Annotated in this window: 20 protein-coding genes; all 20 read left to right on the top strand. The window is 44.7% G+C overall.

Annotated elements, in window-relative coordinates; genetic code table 11:
- Positions 1-25: 25 nt before the first annotated feature.
- Positions 26-2143, top strand: coding sequence for an ATP-dependent DNA helicase RecG (gene recG, locus SFRI_RS01850; RefSeq protein ID WP_011635846.1), 2118 nt, complete (start codon positions 26-28; stop codon positions 2141-2143).
- 136 nt (positions 2144-2279) lie between these two features.
- Entirely contained in the window at positions 2280-3167 is an 888-nt protein-coding gene (locus SFRI_RS01845) for a DUF3014 domain-containing protein (RefSeq protein ID WP_011635845.1), read from the top strand.
- A 248-nt stretch (positions 3168-3415) separates the two neighbouring features.
- The gene (locus SFRI_RS01840) at positions 3416-4195 is read left to right on the top strand and encodes a beta-ketoacyl synthase chain length factor (RefSeq protein WP_011635844.1); all 780 of its coding nucleotides are present in this window, start codon (positions 3416-3418) and stop codon (positions 4193-4195) included.
- Positions 4188-5042, top strand: coding sequence for a lysophospholipid acyltransferase family protein (locus tag SFRI_RS01835; protein ID WP_011635843.1), 855 nt, complete (start codon positions 4188-4190; stop codon positions 5040-5042). The genes SFRI_RS01840 and SFRI_RS01835 overlap by 8 nt, the downstream gene beginning before the upstream one ends.
- A 28-nt stretch (positions 5043-5070) precedes the next feature.
- Positions 5071-5325, top strand: coding sequence for a phosphopantetheine-binding protein (locus tag SFRI_RS01830; protein WP_011635842.1), 255 nt, complete (start codon positions 5071-5073; stop codon positions 5323-5325).
- Between the two features lie 8 nt (positions 5326-5333).
- Positions 5334-5582, top strand: coding sequence for an acyl carrier protein (locus SFRI_RS01825; RefSeq protein ID WP_011635841.1), 249 nt, complete (start codon positions 5334-5336; stop codon positions 5580-5582).
- Entirely contained in the window at positions 5582-6133 is a 552-nt protein-coding gene (locus tag SFRI_RS01820) for a COG4648 family protein (RefSeq protein ID WP_011635840.1), read from the top strand. Before SFRI_RS01825 ends, SFRI_RS01820 begins: the two co-directional genes overlap by 1 nt.
- Positions 6126-7493, top strand: a complete 1368-nt coding sequence (locus SFRI_RS01815) for an AMP-binding protein (RefSeq protein WP_011635839.1) — start codon at positions 6126-6128, stop codon at positions 7491-7493. Before SFRI_RS01820 ends, SFRI_RS01815 begins: the two co-directional genes overlap by 8 nt.
- On the top strand, positions 7486-7878 hold the full coding sequence (locus SFRI_RS01810) for an ApeI family dehydratase (protein WP_011635838.1): 393 nt from the start codon (positions 7486-7488) through the stop codon (positions 7876-7878). Before SFRI_RS01815 ends, SFRI_RS01810 begins: the two co-directional genes overlap by 8 nt.
- On the top strand, positions 7875-9695 hold the full coding sequence (locus SFRI_RS01805; RefSeq protein ID WP_011635837.1) for a glycosyltransferase family 2 protein: 1821 nt from the start codon (positions 7875-7877) through the stop codon (positions 9693-9695). The genes SFRI_RS01810 and SFRI_RS01805 overlap by 4 nt, the downstream gene beginning before the upstream one ends.
- A gap of 4 nt (positions 9696-9699) precedes the next feature.
- A complete protein-coding gene (locus tag SFRI_RS01800) occupies positions 9700-11262 on the top strand; it encodes an HAL/PAL/TAL family ammonia-lyase (RefSeq protein WP_011635836.1) in 1563 nt (520 codons plus the stop codon).
- Positions 11263-11694, top strand: a complete 432-nt coding sequence (locus SFRI_RS01795) for an acyl-CoA thioesterase (RefSeq protein ID WP_011635835.1) — start codon at positions 11263-11265, stop codon at positions 11692-11694.
- Positions 11694-12509 (top strand): outer membrane lipoprotein carrier protein LolA, encoded by an 816-nt coding sequence (locus tag SFRI_RS01790; RefSeq protein ID WP_011635834.1) that lies wholly within the window; start codon positions 11694-11696, stop codon positions 12507-12509. The genes SFRI_RS01795 and SFRI_RS01790 overlap by 1 nt, the downstream gene beginning before the upstream one ends.
- Entirely contained in the window at positions 12509-14917 is a 2409-nt protein-coding gene (locus SFRI_RS01785) for an MMPL family transporter (protein ID WP_011635833.1), read from the top strand. The genes SFRI_RS01790 and SFRI_RS01785 overlap by 1 nt, the downstream gene beginning before the upstream one ends.
- Positions 14907-16175, top strand: a complete 1269-nt coding sequence (locus SFRI_RS01780; protein WP_011635832.1) for an NAD(P)/FAD-dependent oxidoreductase — start codon at positions 14907-14909, stop codon at positions 16173-16175. Before SFRI_RS01785 ends, SFRI_RS01780 begins: the two co-directional genes overlap by 11 nt.
- Complete coding sequence (locus SFRI_RS01775) at positions 16165-16785, top strand: DUF3261 domain-containing protein (RefSeq protein WP_011635831.1); 621 nt, start codon at positions 16165-16167, stop codon at positions 16783-16785. Before SFRI_RS01780 ends, SFRI_RS01775 begins: the two co-directional genes overlap by 11 nt.
- Before the next feature lie 78 nt (positions 16786-16863).
- Positions 16864-18066, top strand: coding sequence for a beta-ketoacyl-[acyl-carrier-protein] synthase family protein (locus SFRI_RS01770; RefSeq protein ID WP_011635830.1), 1203 nt, complete (start codon positions 16864-16866; stop codon positions 18064-18066).
- A 4-nt stretch (positions 18067-18070) separates the two neighbouring features.
- Positions 18071-18562 carry a hotdog family protein gene (locus tag SFRI_RS01765; RefSeq protein WP_011635829.1) on the top strand — a complete coding sequence of 164 codons (492 nt, stop codon included), beginning with the start codon at positions 18071-18073 and terminating at the stop codon, positions 18560-18562.
- 63 nt (positions 18563-18625) lie between these two features.
- Positions 18626-19351, top strand: a complete 726-nt coding sequence (locus tag SFRI_RS01760; RefSeq protein WP_011635828.1) for a 3-ketoacyl-ACP reductase FabG2 — start codon at positions 18626-18628, stop codon at positions 19349-19351.
- Positions 19348-20574: a beta-ketoacyl-ACP synthase gene (locus SFRI_RS01755; protein WP_011635827.1), complete on the top strand. Its 1227-nt coding sequence runs from the start codon at positions 19348-19350 to the stop codon at positions 20572-20574. Before SFRI_RS01760 ends, SFRI_RS01755 begins: the two co-directional genes overlap by 4 nt.
- Positions 20575-20617 lie beyond the last annotated feature (43 nt).

The following is a 20617-nucleotide window of genomic DNA, read 5'->3' as shown; positions in this document are numbered from 1 at the left end:
TTGAGATTGATAGCTTGAAATCACTATGGTTTTTACATCTTTAACAATCAATTTAGGTGAGCACAATTTGCTACGACTGGATCTTGTTCCGATCACCGACCTTAAAGGCGTTGCTAAAAAGGTTGCGGAAAAACTGGCTAAGTTAGGTATTAAAACAGTACAAGACGTACTGTTTCATTTACCGCTGCGTTATGAAGACCGTACGCAAATCCATCCTATTGCCGCATTACCTCCTGGCAGTTTTGGCACCATCGAAGCAGAAATTCAGTCGACTCAAATCATGCAAGGTCGGCGGCGCATGTTAGTGTGTAATGTGCACGATCACAGCGGAATGATGAGCCTGCGATTTTTTAATTTTTCTATGGCACAACGTAACGCCATGGAAAATGGAGCCAGCATTCGGGCTTACGGTGAAATACGCCGCGGCAATCATCATAAAGAAATTGTTCACCCGGAATATCAAATTATTCATCCTGGTGAATCCGTCACATTAAGCGACACGCTGACGCCTATTTACCCGACAACAGAAGGGGTAAAACAAGCCAGTTGGATAAAATTGACCGAGCAAGCCTTGGCAATGTTAGACCAAGGTGGATTACCCGAGTTACTTCCCAGTGCATTACAACCAAACAATATTAGCCTGCGTGATGCGCTGCATATTTTGCACCGTCCCCATAGCTCGGTGTCTCCTTTTGAATTAGAGCAAGGTCAACACCCTGCACAGCAAAGATTAATCCAAGAAGAACTGCTGGCTCATAATTTGAGCATGTTGCAACTGCGCCAGCGCAGTAATCAAGATGCCGCAGTGCCAATGCCTGCTACAGGACAATTGTTAAGCCCTTTTTTAGCGCAACTGCCCTTTAAGCCAACGGGAGCACAACAAAGAGTTGTCGCCGAAATCAACCAAGATCTTCAGCATCCAACCCCCATGATGCGTTTAGTTCAAGGCGACGTAGGTTCAGGTAAAACCTTGGTGGCGGCACTGGCGGCATTACAAGCAATTGAAAACGGTTACCAAGTAGCCATGATGGCCCCTACTGAATTATTGGCTGAACAGCACGCAGCTAATTTTGCTACTTGGTTTGAACCACTTGGGCTAAAAGTCGGCTGGCTGGCTGGTAAACTAAAAGGCAAAGCGCGAATTCAATCACTCGAAGATATCGCTTCTGGCGCAGCACAAATGGTCATTGGTACTCATGCGATATTTCAACAGGCGGTAGTGTTTAACAAGCTGGCTTTAATCATTATTGACGAACAACATCGTTTTGGCGTTCATCAACGCTTAGGGTTACGAGAAAAAGGCGTCAGCCAAGGTTTTCATCCACACCAGTTAATCATGACAGCCACTCCTATCCCACGAACTTTAGCCATGACAGCTTATGCCGATTTAGACACCTCTGTCATTGACGAGCTTCCTCCAGGACGTACACCGGTCACAACGGTTGCGATTGCCGATACCCGTCGTGAGCAAGTTATTGAGCGAGTTAAACAAGCAGCTTTACATGATAATCGCCAAGCTTATTGGGTATGTACCTTAATTGAAGAATCTGAGGTGCTTGAATGCCAAGCTGCTGAAGACACAGCAGCAGAACTCACCATAGCACTACCCGAGCTCAAAATTGGCTTAATCCATGGGCGAATGAAAAGTGCTGAAAAACAGACGATTATGGCGCAATTTAAAGCGGGAGAGTTGAACTTATTAGTCGCGACTACCGTCATAGAAGTCGGTGTAGACGTACCCAATGCCAGTTTAATGATAATCGAAAACCCTGAACGATTAGGCCTTGCACAGTTGCACCAATTAAGAGGCCGAGTCGGCCGAGGTGCTGTTGCGAGCCATTGTGTATTACTTTATAAAGCGCCATTGTCACAAACTGCCACAAAACGTTTAGGTGTGCTGCGCAACAGCAATGATGGCTTTGTAATTGCTCAGAAAGACTTAGAAATTAGAGGACCAGGCGAAGTGCTTGGCACCAAGCAAACCGGTTTGGCAGATCTTAAAATCGCTGATCTTATCCGTGATCAACATTTAATTGCACCAACCCAAAAATTGGCATCACACGTTTACCAGCAAGTGCCTCAAAACGTAGATGCTATCATTCAACGCTGGATAGGTGATAGACAGCAATATGTCCAAGCTTAAATAGATCTTAATATATTGTTCATTATCATCAGTTATCACTAGACAAGTCTGCTGAATATTGCAGAATGGATGTAGCAGAATTTTTCGACTCCACCAAGATATTAGTATCGATTAGCAATAACCCCAAGGAATTGAAATGCAAGTTAATGAAGAAGACCGAATTACCCCACAAGCCGCTGAAAAACCAGGGTCTAACATGTTATTAATCGCTATCGCGGTAATAGCCCTCTTAGGCGCAAGCAGTTATTTCTATTTTACCAGTGATGACGCTGAAGAATTTGAACCAGTTGTTATCACTCCAGTTGAGCTGCCAGAGTCAGTTCCTGAGACGCCAATAGAGCAAACGCCTATTGAAGAACCGCAAAACGTTACCACAACAGATGATGTAGTCCCCACTGGCGAATCCGAGACAGCTACGGAAGCTGTAGTTGCAGAACCACTTCCTGCATTAGCTGAGTCTGATGATTTTGTTGAAGCAAAAACATTAGCTATAGCCAACGGTATGAAAATAGCGCCGATGATCTTGAAAAAAGACATTGCCCGCCAATTTGTGGTGTTTGTCGATAACCTAGCCCAAGGCGATATTGTGCGTAAAGCTAGCCCGTTAAAAGGCCCTGACACGCAATTTACCGTGAGTGAAATAACCAACAAAACATATCTTAATCCGGATGGTTATCATCGATATGATTTGTATGCCAATTTTATAGCAGGCTTGAGCGATAAAGATTTAGTCGCGACTTACACTGAGTTAAAACCACTATTTGCCGAAGCCTTTACTGAACTTGGTTACAGTGATATTGATTTTGATAAGCGTATGCAACAGGCTTTTAGCATGGTTGCTAGCGCGCCCATTATTGAAGACCCTATTGAGTTATCGTCAATCAGTGTTAACTATAAATATGTCGATCCTAACCTTGAAGCATTACCTAATGCCCAAAAGTTGTTGATCCGTATGGGGCCAGACAACACTCGAAAAATTAAAGAAGCTGTCAAAAAATTGCAGCAAAGCTTTGCGAACAAATAAGCTTTACATCAAACGGTAAAGCTATTTTATTAAGCTAACAGCAATCAGCGCGACGTTTACCGTCGCGCTTTTTTATTTAATAGTCACTTTGTTGAATTAACCCTCAGCTATTAGGCTTTTTCGTCCACACGGCTTCTTATCGACATTCACTTCGGTGTACAATTGGCAAGGTTAACGAATCGTCATTATGTAGATGATAATTGTTAACAATTAGATAAGGATAGCTAGGCAATTATAGAGGGAATGTAGTGCATTTAGAATTTGAGCTTCTATCATGGGGCGCATGGTCGCCGGACTTTCAGACACCTGAAAGTTGGCTACAATGGCAACAGCCTAATGGCAATTTGGCGCCTAAGCCAGACTCACCGCCATTGGCTCACATTCCTGCCATGCAACGCCGTCGCTTTAGTCGCTTAACTAAAATGATGCTCACGGCCGCCTACCAATGCCAACCTGAGAATAATTGCCGCAGTATTTTTTCATCTCGCCATGGAGAGCTCACGCGCACCTTGGGCTTACTCAAAGATATCACCCAACAACAAGCGTTATCGCCAATGGCTTTTAGTCAATCAGTGCACAATACTGCCAGTGGCATTTTCGGTATTGTTAATAACAATACCGCTTCGTCTACATCGATTGCCGCTGGTGAACAAACTCTCACTCAGGCACTTATTGAAGCCTACGCGCAATTAGCGCAATCGCCACAACCTGTATTGGTTGTATTTGGTGATGACCCGGTTCCACCGGTATACAGTGAGTTTACTCACGAAGTCGAACTACCTTTGGCGTTAGGTTTGTACCTAGCACCATTTAATAGCAGTGCCCCACAAGCCAAAAATCAGCTTGCAGACACCACTTTACAACACGATTCGGCTCAGCGAATGACCCTTAGCGTGTCCGATCATCCGCCCGAGCATCACAGTCAAAACAACATCTGCATGAGCGAGTTAATACACCATATTGCCAGTGCAAAACATATCCAAGGTAAATTGTGCCATTGGTATTGGTCGCTTGAACATCATGCCTAATCAACACCATACAAGACAGCATACTGACGCTATTGTGCAAAAAAAAGCCACAGCGCCAAAACTCAGCGGTTTACGTTATATACCTCGCTGGGTTGGTGGTGTGTGTTGTTATATTGCTTTTGGTTTAGGCGGCTTGTTGAGTTCATTGACTATTTTACCGCTATTACGATTTTGGCCTGGCGAGAAAACAGTGCGCGTAGCTCGGGCCCAAAAAGCCGTCAGTTGGATGTTTAAAGCATTTGTTGCCATGCTCAGTTTTGCTGGAGTAATAGCTGTGAGCACCAAAAATATTGAGGCACTACAGCAAACTAAAGGAAAAGTGGTCATCGCTAATCATCCGACATTAGTGGACGTGGTGGTATTGATTAGTCTTATGCCGAATGCGGGCTGTATTGTAAAACAAAGCTTATGGCGTAATCCGTTTATTCGCGGCGTACTCGCCAGTGCAGGTTATATCCCTAATCGCGGCGCAGACTGGCTTTTACATGACTGCCAGCAAGTGCTGCGTACCGATACTAATTTGATTATTTTCCCCGAGGGTACCCGTACTTTAACCGGTAATCTTGTTAACCCCTTTGCGCGTGGCGCGGCCAATATTGCCTTGCGCACCCAAACCGATATTTTACCCGTGGTGTTACGTACTGATGTTGCAGGCTTAACTAAGCAACAATCTTGGTACCAAATTCCACGGCAAACCATCAATATGTCAGTAGAAATTGGCACAAGCATGTCATACCTGCTGTATGATGCTAAACGAGGTAATGAAGCCAAAATGGCTCGACAGCTAACGCGCGACTTACAGCAGTTTTACCTTGATACACTTAAACAGCCTATCAAGTCACATTGATAGCCATACTTATAAGAAAGACAAAAAAATGAACTTACACAATCAAATAAAACAACTGATCATTGATTGCTTAGATCTCGAAGATGTCACTGTCGATGATATCGAAACCGATGCGGCTTTATTTGGCGACGGTCTGGGCTTAGACTCGATCGACGCACTTGAATTAGGCTTGGCAATTAAGAAAGAGTTTGATGTCAAAATTGAAGCCAATTCTGATGCGACTAAAGCACACTTTTTCAGTGTTGCTAGCTTAGCTAGCTTTATTGAATCTCAACGTGTTTAGGAGTCAGCATGCAAAATCGTGAACAAATCCTTGAGATGCTAAGTGGCATTTTAATTGATGAATTTGAAATAGAAGCAGTTGATATCACGCTTGAAGCTTCTTTGTATGAAGATCTGGATTTAGACAGCATTGATGCGGTAGATTTGGTGATTAAATTGCAACAACTGACGGGTAAAAAAATCCAGCCAGAGGCATTTAAAACCGTCCGTACAGTCAATGATGTCGTTAATGCCATTGAAGGCTTAATAAAAAGCTAATGCGGTTAATCCTGCAGATTATGACGACCTTGGTGATTATTGCTTATCCTGTTGCGGTGTATTTTGGTTTGCAGTATTTACCACCTGGCACAATCGCTTTGCTGCTGTGTTTGTTATTATTGCTACGGTTTATGGTCACTAAGCAGCAAGTAAAATCCATGACATTGCCAATACTGGTGGGCATAGGATTGACCGCGGCCAGTTTCATTACTCAACGTAACGACTGGTTACTGTTTTATCCGGTGGTGATAAACCTGAGCATGTTGGGGTTATTCAGTTACTCACTGATGAATGGCCCAAGCATGATTGAGCGCTTAGCACGCTTAAAAGAGCCTGATTTACCAGACTCAGCTATACCTTACTTACAAACCGTCACTAAACTTTGGTGTGGGTTATTTATTGTAAATGGTGCTGTGGCAACCTATACCGCCATAGCAACAAGTATTGAAATATGGACGCTTTACAACGGACTGATCGCCTACCTGTTTATGGGGTTGCTGCTCAGTGGTGAATGGATTTATCGTCGCTTTTGGTTGAAAAAACATGAATAAGCTTTTACTCAATTGGTTATCTACAGGGCCTGCCTCGCAGCAGCTAATCAGCTTTGACCATCATGACATCATGACGGGATCGTTGTTTTGCGCGCAAGTGGCCCACTTACATGCTCAGCTGATTCAAAGTGATGCTCAGCGTTGGCTGCTTGCAGCCAAGCACAGTGATTTATTTGCCGCTGGTTTATGTGCAACCTTGTTAGCCGGTAAACAAGTGATATTGCCTGCCAACACCCAACGTGGCACCTTAAGCGAGCTCAACCATGAATTTGATGCCATTATTGCCGACACGCCATTATGTGAAGTGCGTGAGTATATCGCGCTCAAAAAAGAACTCAGTTTGCCCGCTGCAACTTGGCCTAAAACCAAGCTATTAGGTGAATTAGTACTATTCACCTCCGGCAGTAGCGGTCAGCCCAAAGCAATCAAAAAAACACTGCAACAATTAGATGCCGAAGTCAGTATTCTTGAGCAAACATTTGCCGAACATTTGCCTCATTGTTCAGTAGTATCGACAGTTTCACATCAGCATATTTATGGTTTATTGTTTAAAATCTTGTGGCCTTTAGCCGCGAGCCGAGCATTCTTAAGTGAACAAATCGACTTTCCTGAAACCTTAAGCTACTACTTGGCCATCATGCCAAATTTGTGTTTAATCAGTAGTCCAGCTCAATTGACCCGCTTGCCTGATGCTCTAGAAAATCAAAAACAACAACGTATCCCAAGCTTAATTTTCAGCTCTGGTGGTCCGTTAAATTTTGATGCCGCCCAAGCGGTTAAACAATGCTTTAATCAGTTGCCCATTGAAATATTTGGCAGCACTGAAACCGGCGGTATTGGATATCGACGCCAACAGCAACCCATGCAACCATGGCAAGCATTTACCCAAGTGAATGTCGATATGGACCCGCAAGATGGTGCGCTGATGCTGCAGTCTGTTTATTTAGACAATCCAACTCAATGGTTAAAATGTGATGACAAAATTGAATTGTTAACAGATGGCAAGTTCCGTTTATTGCATCGCCTTGATCGCATTGTCAAAATTGAAGAAAAACGCTTGTCGTTAGCGCAAGTGGAACATTTACTGCAAACTCATCCTTTTGTCAGCGAAGCGGCCGTCACAGTTTTAGAGCAACCGCGCACCATGCTAGGTGCTGCAGTCTGTTTAAGTGAATTAGGCCAGCAAACACTCAAAGCGGAAGGAAAATTAGCGGTTAATAATGCCTTAAAAAACCATTTATTGAGCCAGTTTGAACGTATCACCCTACCACGACGCTGGCGTTATCCTGCACACTTGCCACTCAATAGCCAAGGCAAGCGTACTCAATCAGAAATTGTAGCCTTATTTAGTCATGATTAAGTCAGAATTACCGCATATTGTTAGCCATGAAGGCGATAATAATCTCTATCAATGGCGTTTATTTGTCAGTGCAGATTTAGCCTTTTTCGATGGCCATTTTCCTCAGCAAGCCGTATTACCAGGTGTCACCCAATTGGATTGGGCGGTTAAACTTGGCTGTGAGGCATTTGGTTATTCAGCCCAAGTGGCCACATTAGAAGTGCTTAAATTTCAGCAACTCATTTTGCCCGATACCTATGTTGATTTGATCATTGAACATCAACCTCAAAAAGCAAAACTGATCTTTAGCTATCGAGATCAAGATAAACGGTTTGCCTCTGGCCGTATTGCGCTTAAGCCTGCAGTAGTCACTACTGCGCCGATTGCCAATGAGATTGCCTCATGAAGCTAACCTTGGTTATCCCCAATTACAATCATCATATTGCCATTGAACAAACCTTAACTGACTTGGCAAAATTCAATCTGCCATGTTATTTGGTTGATGATGGTAGCCAAGATGAAACCCGTTATATTTTGCAAGCCATGGCAGAAAAATTTAGCTGGGTAACGCTCATTAACCATCCGTTTAATCGCGGTAAAGGCGCGGCAGTGACCAGCGGCCTACGCCAAGCATACCGCGATGGTTTTAGCCATGTATTACAGGTTGATGCTGATGGACAACATAATTTAGACGATATTCCGTTAATGATATCGACTGCAGAACAACAGCCACAGGCATTAATATCTGGCCAACCCATTTATGATGACTCGGTGCCTAAAGGACGTTTATACGGACGTTACATCACCCATTTTTGGGTATGGGTTGAAACCTTAAGTCTCGACATTCAAGATTCTATGTGTGGTTTTCGGGTTTATCCATTAGAGGCTACCGAACAGTTATTAAGCCAGCAAGCACTGGGTGAACGGATGGACTTTGATATTGAAATCATGGTCAAACTGCACTGGCAAGGCACTCCGGTGGTTCATGTTCCGACCAAAGTAATCTACCCGGAAGACGGTATTAGCCACTTTCAAGGCTTGCAAGACAATGTGCGCATTAGCTGGATGCACACTAAATTATTTTTTGGTATGTTGACTCGTTTGCCACAAATTCTGAATAAAAATACCCCGCATCAACATTGGTCATCAATGGGAGAGCGTGGCAGTTATTGGGGCATAAAATTACTGGCTGAATGTTATCGCTTAGGTGGCCACTGGTTATGCCGAGCGATTATGTATCCGGTGATTGGCTACTTTTTTCTAACCGGTGCTTCAGCTCGTCAAGCATCGATGAATTTTCTAGCCCGAGTGCAGCAACAAGTTCCAGATCATCCAGATTTACATCAACCCACCCAGTGGCGCGACAGCTTAAATCACTTTATTGCTTTTGGTAATGCAGCTCTGGATAGGATCGATGCCTGGTGCGACCGCATCAAACTCAATCAAGTCGATTTTAACGATCGTCATATTCTGGCAAACCAAGTGGCTTCTGGTCGAGGAGCCGTACTGATTGTGTCGCATTTAGGTAATTTAGAGCTATGTCGTGCGATTTCAATCCACCAGCAGAAAGTGAAAGTCAACGTTATGGTGTTGACTCAACACGCCGAAAACTTTAACAAAGTATTACAACAGCTGAACCCACAAAGTAGTCTGAACCTTATTCATGTTAATGAACTTGATCCCAGTACTTCTATGCTGTTACAGCAAAAAATTGATATGGGCGAAATAGTGGTTATTGCAGCCGACCGCACCTCATCAAACAGCCAAGGTCGGGTGGTTTACCTACCCTTTCTCGGTCATGAAGCGCCGTTTCCCCAAGGACCATTTATTCTTGCAAGCTTGTTAAATTGTCCGGTATACACCATGTTCTGCATTCGCCAACAAGGCCGCTATAAAGTACATGTTGAACACTTAAGCGATAGCTTAAAAGGCCCGCGGGCGGGGCGCATTGCACGCTTAACTGATGCAATGAAATTGTACAGTCAGCGCTTAGAGTACTTTGCCAAACAGGCACCATTGCAGTGGTTTAATTTTTACGATTTTTGGCATAAAGACGAATTGATTGATCGTCCACTGTCGCGCCCCGCTACTGCTGTCAATACGGTTACAGCACCTAATACTAGTAGTGCACCTAATACTGGTAGTGCACTTAATACAAGTGCTGCGTCAAATACAAATACTGCACCCGCTAACAGCACCACTTCACCTAGTCAGGATAACTAATTCAATGAGCAACACTTCTTCACCGTCATCATCTGCCGAAAAAACGGTGCATTTAGGCCAAAGCTACCTGAGCCTTGAACAAGTGGTCGCTGTCGCCAAGGGCGCAACGGTCAAACTAGCGGATGCTGCAGACTATGTTGAATATATTCAAAAAGGCGCCCGTTTCATCGACAGTTTGTTACATGAAGAAGGCGTGGTATATGGCGTCACCACAGGTTACGGTGACTCTTGTACCGTCAATGTCAGCTTAGACTTAGTCCATGAATTACCGCTGCATTTAACCCGTTTTCATGGTTGTGGTTTAGGTGATGTATTTAGCCCAATGCAAGCCCGCGCGATTATGGCTTGCCGTTTAAATTCATTGGCGGTGGGTAAGTCAGGTGTCAGCTATCTGCTGCTGCAGCGCATTGAATGGCTATTAAATAACGATATCACCCCGGTTATTCCTCAAGAAGGTTCGGTTGGCGCCAGCGGCGATTTAACCCCTCTATCTTATCTTGCTGCAGTACTTGTTGGCGAACGTGAGGTCATATACCAAGGTAAACGCCAAGCGACCAAAGATGTTTATCTGAAATTCGGCATGATGCCATTAACTCTGCGCCCTAAAGAAGGCCTCGCGTTAATGAATGGCACAGCAGTGATGACCGCACTGGCCTGTTTAGCCTATGACCGATCGCAGTACTTAACTCGTTTATCAAGCCGTATTACTGCCATGGCATCGTTAACGCTTAAAGGCAACGCAAATCATTTTGATGAAATTTTGTTTGCCGCCAAACCCCATCCAGGACAAAACCAAATTGCCAGTTGGATCCGCGAAGACTTAAATCATCATGCGCATCCACGTAATTCTGACCGCTTACAAGACCGCTATTCCATTCGCTGTGCACCGCACATCATTGGCGTACTGCAAGATGCTTTACCTTTTATGCGTCAGTTTATTGAAACCGAACTCAATAGCGCTAACGACAACCCGATTGTCGATGCCGAGGGCGAACATATCCTCCATGGCGGTCACTTTTATGGCGGCCACATTGCCTTTGCCATGGATGCGATGAAAAATGCGGTGGCCAATATCGCCGACTTAATTGATCGTCAAATGGCCTTAGTCATGGACCCTAAATTCAACAATGGTTTACCGGCTAATTTATCTGCCGCAGAAGGCGAACGTCGCGCCATTAACCATGGTTTTAAAGCGGTACAAATCGGTGTTTCGGCTTGGACTGCTGAAGCATTAAAAAATACCATGCCTGCCAGTGTGTTTTCACGTTCAACTGAATGCCACAACCAAGACAAAGTGAGCATGGGCACCATTGCCGCACGCGATTGCATGCGGATTTTACAACTGACAGAGCAAGTGGCTGCCGCCGCATTATTGGCCATGAGCCAAGGCATTCAACTACGCGTTATACAGAAAGAGTTAGACCCCAATTCACTAACACCATCACTTGCCAATACTTTGGCCCAAGTCAGTGAAGATTTTGAACTGCTTACCGAAGACCGTCCATTAGAAGCAGTACTACGCCAAACAGTCGACAAAATTCAACTAGGCCTGTGGGAGGTGTGTTAAATGAAAGGTTTATTACTCACAGAAATGGAAATGGTGATCCCGTTTCACGATGTCGATTCGATGGGTATTACTTGGCACGGTAATTACTTACGCTACTTTGAGGTTGTGCGGTGCCAATTACTGGATAAGCTCGGTTATAACTATCGCACTATGCTCGAATCTGGCTACGCTTGGCCGATTGTGGATGTGCAAATTAAGTACGTTAAAAGCAGCACCTTTGACCAAAAAATCAAGGTTATCGCCGCCATTGTTGAATGGGAAAACCGCTTACGCATTAACTATCAAATTGTTGATGTCGACACCAACGCACGCATCACCAAGGGCTATACCATTCAAGCTGCAGTTGAGATTGCTACCCAAGAATTATGCTTTGTTACCCCAGAGATATTTCAGCAAAAAATTCACCCATTACTCGATGCGAGCCAAGTGTAATGAGTGCCCGCAGCAGAGTATTTGTGAGCCTATTTACTAGCATATTTATTAGTGTATTGGCGCGAGTAAGCAGCATCATTATGCTGTGTTGCCTGTGTATTGCGGCCACCTCGGCGAGCGAACATCCACCAGCAAGTAATAATGAACCGCTTACTCAAGCGCAATTGGCAGATATTCAGGCGTTGTATACTCAACCAGCCAGCACAGAAGCCCTCAACGCGCTAGCGCAGCAACTGAATCTACAACTAGATACTCGTGGTCAATTTGTTCAACTACGCTATTTACAGGTGCTTAAAAAGCCCTTGCTCAGTCAAGGACAGTTTATATTTAGTCCAACCCAAGGGTTGGTATGGCAGCAGCAGCGTCCATTCAATACCTTGATGGTGCTTAAAGATCAGCAGTTGATCCAACAAAACAGCCAAGGCAAAATTCAACACTTTAGCGCAGGGGCTAATGGCAATCCGATTGCACAGCAATTACCGCGTTTATTACAAGCCATTATGGCGGGTGATATTGACGCCTTAAGTGCCGATTTCAGCTTATTCATGCTTGCAACTCAATCCATAAATAAGCCCGAAACTCAGCCCGCAGATAAGTCATGGCAACTGGGCTTACAAGCTAAAGACCCACAAGTGCAATCGTCTATGGGTAACATTACCCTCAGCGGCGATACCCTTATACGTTCATTAATCATGACCAGTAACCAAGCGAATGTTCGCGACTATACCCAAATTCAATTTACCCAGACCCAACAAGGGCCACTAAGTGAAGCAGAGCTGGCACTTTTTAGTCTTGGCAATGAGTCAGCTAAATAATGCAGCCAATATCGCTAACCGAGTTGTTATCTCCCATTGGGCGTTTTGTCTTATGGGTATTATTGCTACTTACAATGTTAGCCTCGGGCTTAATACAATGGCAACAGGGCGCGCATATTCAAACTGATATTTTGGCGATGTTGCCACATTTACAGCAAGACAAACTCACTGAAACAGCATTAAACAGAGTTGAACAGCAACTCGCAAACCAAGTGTATATTGCAGTAAAAGCCAATAATGACAACCAAGCTATCAGTGCCGCACAGCAACTGATGGATGCGCTAGATAAACAGCCTCAACCGCCCTTTATTCACATTCGTAGCGGCGCGGATGATCATCTGCAAGACTTGGCTAAATTGTATTTCGAACATCGCTTTACCCTACTCACCGCCGAGCAAGCTAAAGCGATTGAAACAGATAATTGGCGACAGCTGCTTAACGCGGCCCAAAATCAACTTTATAGCGCATTTGGTTTTGCCAACAGCCAACTGCTCAGCAATGACCCGTTACTGATGTTTCCAGCCAACTTACTGGCGTTATCACCTAATAGTGCGCTGCGAAGCCAACAAGGCATTTTACTCACCGATACTACCGAGGGTGTGGCTGCAATTGTCATGGCCAAAGGCCGCGACAGTGCTTTTAGCCCGACCGCTCAGCAACAGCAAATACAAGCATTAAAGTCTGCGTTTAGCCAAGTGACGCAGCACTACCCTGATGTCAGTTTTCTTAAGGCTGGTGCGCTTTTTCATGCGATCGCCGCCACTGAGTCGGCCAAACAAGAAATCAGCCGAATTGGCTTAATTTCCATGTTGGGGATTATCTTATTAGTCTGGTTGGCCTTTCGGTCGATTATGCCGTTATTTGCCGCACTACTGACGTTAACAACTGGTGTGGTATTTGCGTTTGTCGCCACCTTAAGTATTTTCGGTGAGTTGCACTTACTGACACTAGTGTTTGGTACCAGCTTAATTGGTGTCGCCATAGATTACAGCTTTCACTTTTATTGCGAAAAACAAGCTCATCCCAATAACAACGCAACAGACACCTTAAAGCAGATTTTTCCGGCGCTCACTCTCGCCCTTGCTACCAGTGCCAGTGCCTTTATCGCCATTGGCTTTACCCCATTCCCGGGAATGCAACAAGTGGCAGTATTTTGTGCAGCGGGGTTAATTGGTGCATACCTAACGTTGTTATTGGTGTTTCCATTACTGGGCAACCATGCGCTTAAACCGACGCCAGGATTAACCCTTGCCCAAGGGTATTTGGCGCTATTACAACGTATTTTCACCCCAAATCAATTGTGGCAAAAAATAGCTATAGCGGCTTTGCTCATTGGTTTGGCAACAATATTGTTTTTCGGTTTGTCACAAACGGATTCTAACGATGATATTCGTCAGTTACAGCAAAGCCCTGCAGCTATCACCACCGAAGAGAACCAACTAAGGCAACTGCTCAGCGGCGGCACCGACAACCAATTTATTGTAGTCAGCGGTCCCAATGAACAAGCTTTATTACAAACATTAGAGCAATTGACACCAGTACTGGATAAAGCAGTCACTGATGGTGAATTAGACCAAGCAATCAGTCTCAGCCGCTTTATGCCCAGCATTGCCAAACAACAACAACACTATCAGTTACAGCAACAGCTTTATGGGCAACATTTAGACGAGATCATCAACGAAATGGGCCTTGATGACAGCATAAGCACCAGTATGATTGCACAACTTAATCACGCCGAATCACAATGGTTAACCCCAACCATGGTGCTAGCCAAAGCTAATGATGATTTACAGACATTATGGCTTGGGGCGATTCCAACAACAGACAAACCCCAGCAATTTGGCGCCATAGTGTTACTCGGTGGCATACATTCGTTAGCCTCTCTTGAGCAACGGCTGACTGAACATAAATGGCCTTTAGGGCAAGTGCGGTTAATCGATAAGGTCGGTGATATATCCCATTTAATGGGCAAGTATCGCCAACTAACATTACAACTATTAATGTGGGTATTTGCCTTAGCTAGCCTAATTTTTAGCATTAAATACGGTATTAAGTTGGCATTCGCTATCGTCGCAGTCCCTGCTTTATCAGTACTGCTCACGCTAGCCTGTTTAGGCCTTGTCGGCTCGAACATTAGCTTGTTTCACGCCTTAGCGCTTATTTTAGTGCTAGGCATTGGTATCGATTACAGCCTATTTTTTGCCGAGGCCAAGCACACTAGTCGCGGAGTGATGATGGCAATCTTTATGTCAGCCTGTTCAACACTATTGGCTTTTGGGTTGCTGGCGCTGAGTCAAACCCATGCCATTCACTTTTTTGGTTTAACGCTTCTTTTTGGGATCAGTTTTTCATTTTTACTGGCACCGTTTATTTCATTTATTACTAGGAAAACTGTAAATGCCATTTAGTCATTCACATACAGTCAGCAACATGGACGTTGACGTTGCCATCATTGGTGCAGGCCCTTCTGGTGCCATTGCCGCAAGTCTTTTACGCCAACAAGGTCATCAGGTTGTTGTTATTGAAAAACAGCATTTTCCACGTTTTTCCATTGGCGAAAGTTTACTACCTTGTTGTATGCAATTTCTCGAACAAGCAGGCATGCTTGACGCCGTTAATCAGGCTGGATTTCAATTTAAAAATGGCGCAGCATTTCAACACCAAGGACGCTACACCACCTTTGACTTTACCGATAAATTTACCCCAGGCCCTGGGACTACGTTTCAAGTTCAACGGGCAGATTTTGATAAACTCCTAGCCGACACAGCTATCAGTCAAGGGGTTGAGATCCGTTTTGGTCATCAAGTTGATGCGATTGATTTAACTCATAATCCTCGTTTAACGGTAACGAATGACCAAGGGGCACAATATCAAGTGAATGCTAAATTTGTGCTCGATGCTAGTGGTTTTGGCCGAGTATTACCGCGATTACTGAATTTAGAACAACCATCAAATTTACCGCCACGCAGCGCCATTTTTACCCATATTGAAGACAACATTCGCGATCCCCATTTTGATCGTAATAAAATCTTAATCAGTGTTCATCCTCAACATAAGGATATCTGGTACTGGTTAATCCCTTTTAGCAATAACCGCTGCTCAATTGGCGTGGTGGCCGAGCCGCATTTACTCGAGCATTTATCCGGGAGCCTTGAACAACAATTGTTAGCGGTAATTAATGAAGAGCCAGAGCTAAAGAAGTTACTGAGTAATGCCAATATTGTTCAACCTTGTGCGACACTCAAAGGTTATTCGGCCAATGTCACCACCTTAGCAACCAATAAGTTTGCTTTACTGGGTAATGCTGGCGAGTTCCTTGACCCAGTATTTTCATCAGGGGTGACGATTGCAATGCAGTCAGCATCAATGGCTGTCGCCTGTTTACATAAGCAATTGAATGGTCAAACAGTCGATTGGGATAGCGAATACTCTGCACCATTAATGCAAGGGGTTAACACCTTTAGAACCTATGTCCAAGCTTGGTATGACGGACGCTTTCAAGATGTCATTTTCTATCAGCAAGCTGACAACAAGATTAAACAAATGATCTGCTCAATTTTAGCAGGCTACGCTTGGGACATGAGCAACCCGTTTGTAAAAGAGTCCGAACGACGCCTCAATACCATTGTTGAATTATGTCAGGAGCCAAAGCCCAATGTTGCTTAATCTGCTGGGGCTTTCTGCAAAGAGAATATTGCTTCGCGTGGTGGCGCTATTACTGCTAAGCCTATTAAGTGCTTGTAGCCAACAAATCGAGCGGCAAACTTGTGTCCCACTCGCCAGTGAAGCACAATATTGCCTAAGCTCAGCCTCTGCGGTGTTAACAACGTCACCGCAGCAAGACATCAGCTTAAGCCAAATGGTCAGCTTTACCCATGGGCAAGAAAATCATGAGTTATTAACCCAGCTGGAGCTTAATTCACAACAGATGACGTTAGTGGGATTAGCGCCACTTGGGCAAGCATTATTCACGTTAGTGTACGATGGCCAAACCCTGCAAAGTCAGCAAAGTATGTTATTAGGTGAGCAATTTAAAGCAGAGTATTTAATGGCAATAATGCAGTTGATTTACTGGCCAACGGAGCAAGTTAATCAACATTTAACCGGCGGTGAATTAGTCACTATGGCATGTGATATGCCGTTATGTAAGCAACTAATCGATGCCAGTGGTACGTTAATAACGATAACGTATAGCGATATCGACCCGTGGTTAGCGCAAGTGAATGTAGACATCGATGCCGCCGATATTCACATGCAAATAAACCCAATTGACTAACTAATTGAATAACAGATTGATAAACAAGTGCTCCAGCATAACCCAATAAACCGAGATAAATAGGCCATCAAACTAAACATGAACAGTCGCATAGCAATAACTCACATCGGATTGTGTACACCTCTGGGCAACTCGCCAGAAGAGGTGCTGCCGCGCCTCATTAGCGGTGATATCAGTGCTATGCAATGGCGCGATAATTTACTGTTCGATGCGCCTACATTAGTCGGTTGCGTCGATGACAAACGGTTAATAGAAATTGCCGATCGTCTCAGTTTATTTGCTTGCCGTAATAATCGTTTATTAAACACTGCCGCCCAGCAACTTGTGCCTGCAATAGAACAAGCTAAAAAGCGTTTAGGAGCGGATCGTATCGGGGTGATATTAGGCACCAGCACCTCTGGCATTTCCAAAGGTGAAGCGGCATTAAAGTATCAGCTTGAACATGGCCATTTCCCCCCGAGTTACCATTATTCGCAGCAGGAACTGGGTAGCCCCAGTGATTATTTAAAACAATTATTTGAACTGTCAGGCCCTTGTTATACCGTGTCTACAGCGTGCTCATCGAGTGCAAAAGTGTTTGCCAGTGCTCAGCGATTACTCAATGCGAATATGTGCGATATGGTGATTGTTGGTGGTGTAGACAGTTTGTGTCAGTTAACCGTTAATGGCTTTGCCGCATTAGAATCAGTATCCAAAGGTCATTGCAATCCGTTTAGTCGCCATCGTGATGGGATTAATATTGGTGAAGGGGCAGCCTTATTTACCTTAGAACGTGGCCAAAGTGACGTCATGTTGGCTGGGATCGGCGAGTCTGCCGATGCACACCATATTTCAGCACCACACCCGCAAGGATTAGGCGCTATTGCCGCCATGCAACAAGCCCTAACAGAAGCCAACATTACTGCCAAACAAATCGATTATCTCAACCTCCACGGCACAGCCACACCCAAAAATGATGCCATGGAATCACGTGCAGTCACTGCAGTGTTTGGCCATTCACTACCAGCCTGCAGCTCAACCAAACCGCTCACAGGCCATACTTTAGGTGCTGCAGGGGCGATTGAAGCTGCCTTTTGCTATTTATTATTAAGCCCACTTAACCATGATAAGCGTTTGCCACCGCATATCTGGGATGGGCAGCAAGATGCTAATGACCCTAATATAGCTCTCGTTAGCGCCAACAATAATTCTGGCCTTAATCAGCTCAACTTTATTATGAGTAATTCATTTGCCTTTGGCGGCAGTAATGCCAGCCTGATTTTTTGTCGAAAGGATGCCTAGTTTCATGTCAATAGCCACTGCAACGCCGGCGATGTTAGCGCAAGATATAAGTACTTTTATTCCACACCGTGCACCAATGATCTTAATTGATAATGTCTTAGAACATCGCCCAGACTGCTTAATCACCGCAACCCATATTAGCCCTAATAGTGCCTATTTCGACGCCCAACTCAATGGCGTGCCTAATTACGTTGGCATCGAGTATATGGCCCAAAGTATTGCAGCATTAGCGGGTGTTGAAGCCTTACTGCGCGACGATGATATCCGAGTCGGTTTTTTACTCGGCACCCGCAAACTGCAAATGCATATCGACACATTTACTTTAGGTGAGTCTTATCGCACTCAGGTCACTCGGCTGTACCAGGAAGAGTCTGGATTAGCGGTATTTGATTGCCAAATTTATCATCACGAAATATTAGTGGCGGCAGCCAATGTCAATGTATTCCAACCACAAGACACCCAAGCCTATATTGATGAAAGCCAAGCCGACGGTTAAGCATGATCAACAAACCTTTTGACACCCCATTGGAGTTCCTCGAATCAATCACGGAGAGACATTTTGAATAATAGAGTATTAGTTACCGGTTCCAGCCGAGGAATAGGCAAAGCCATCGCGATTAAATTAGCCGAGAATGGTTTTGATATTGCACTGCATTTTCACAGCAATCATGCTGCCGCAGCACAAGTACAAAAAACCTTATTAGATCTTGGTGTGCAGGTTAGTTTACTGCAATTTGATATTGCCGATCGCCAAGCGGTTAAGCTCGCTATCGAAACTGACATTGCCGAAAATGGTGCCTATTATGGCGTGATTCTTAATGCGGGTATTAATCGCGACACCGCCTTCCCTGCGATGACCGAAGATGAATGGGACAGTGTGATCCACACTAACCTTGATGGTTTTTATAATGTTATTCACCCTACAGTTATGCCAATGGTACAAGCACGTAAAGGTGGACGTATTATCACCCTAGCCTCGGTGTCAGGCATTGCAGGTAATCGTGGCCAGGTGAACTACAGCGCATCAAAAGCGGGAATTATCGGCGCTACTAAAGCCTTGTCACTTGAGTTAGCTAAGCGAAAAATCACCGTCAATTGTATCGCACCAGGGTTAATTGAAACCGACATGGTCACAGATATCTCAACCGATATTGTCAATCAAATAGTACCGATGAAACGCATGGGCAAACCCAGTGAAATTGCAGGTCTTGCTAATTTCTTATTATCAGACGATGCCGCCTACATAACTCGTCAAGTGATCTCCGTTAACGGAGGCATGATATGAAGCGTGTAGTCGTTACCGGCATGGGCGGAATTTCCGCATTAGGCCAAGACTGGCAACAAATTAAAGCCAGCCTATTAGCCAAACATAACTGCGTTATTCGCATGGATGAATGGGATCGCTACCCAGGTCTAAATACACGACTGGCAGCTCCAGTGACTGATTTTACTCTCCCTGCGCATTATTCACGTAAAAAGATCCGCTCTATGGGGCGAGTATCCATGATGGCAACACGTGCCAGTGAATTAGCGCTTGAAGACGCAGGTTTGTTGAACGATCCCATCCTGAACTCCGGTCAAGCTGGCGTGGCCTACGGCTCATCTACAGGCAGTACAGATCCTATTATGGGCTTTGGCGACATGTTAAAAACTGGCGAAATGTCGGGGTTAACCGCCACCAGTTATATCCGCATGATGGCCCACACTACCGCAGTTAATATTGGGGTGTTCTTTGGCCTACAAGGCCGTATTCACACCACAAGCAGTGCCTGTACCTCTGCCAGTCAAGGCATTGGCTATGCTTATGAAGCGATTAAATATGGCATGCAAACCATTATGCTCGCGGGCGGCGGTGAAGAGCTTTGCCCTACCGAGGCGGTTGTGTTTGATACTTTATATGCCACCAGCACCAAAAATGATACTCCAGAGCTAACGCCGCGCCCATTTGACAAGAACCGCGATGGTTTGGTTATCGGTGAAGGTGCTTGTACTTTGATATTAGAAGAGCTTGAACATGCTCAAGCCCGTGGTGCTAATATTTATGCTGAGTTGGTTGGTTTTGGCACCAATTCAGATGGCCAACACGTCACTCAACCCAATGCTAACACCATGGAAGTGGCGATTCGTTTAGCCTTAAAAGATGCCCAATTATCGGCACAAGACATCGGTTATATCAGTGCTCATGGCACCGCAACCGATCGCGGTGATATAGCAGAAACTGCCGCGACTCACGCAGTATTTGGTGCAGAAACGCCCATCTCTTCATTAAAGAGTTATACCGGTCATACCCTAGGCGCTTGTGGTTCATTGGAAGCATGGAGCAGTATTAACATGATGAATGAAGGCTGGTTTGCACCGACACTCAATCTTAATGATGTCGACCCTGAATGCGCCCCGCTGGATTATATTAAAGACGATATTCGTCATATCGACACCGACTACATTATGAGTAACAACTTTGCCTTTGGTGGCATTAATACTTCATTAATTTTTAAACGTTGGCGTTAATTGCATAAGAGCATCGTCCCAACTTAGCAGCCAAATAATACAG

It is taken from the genome of Shewanella frigidimarina NCIMB 400 (assembly GCF_000014705.1).
GTDB classification, from domain to species: Bacteria; Pseudomonadota; Gammaproteobacteria; order Enterobacterales; family Shewanellaceae; genus Shewanella; species Shewanella frigidimarina.
The sequence above is the reverse complement of the archived record's forward strand: the minus strand, read 5'-3'. Positions and strand labels throughout refer to the sequence as shown.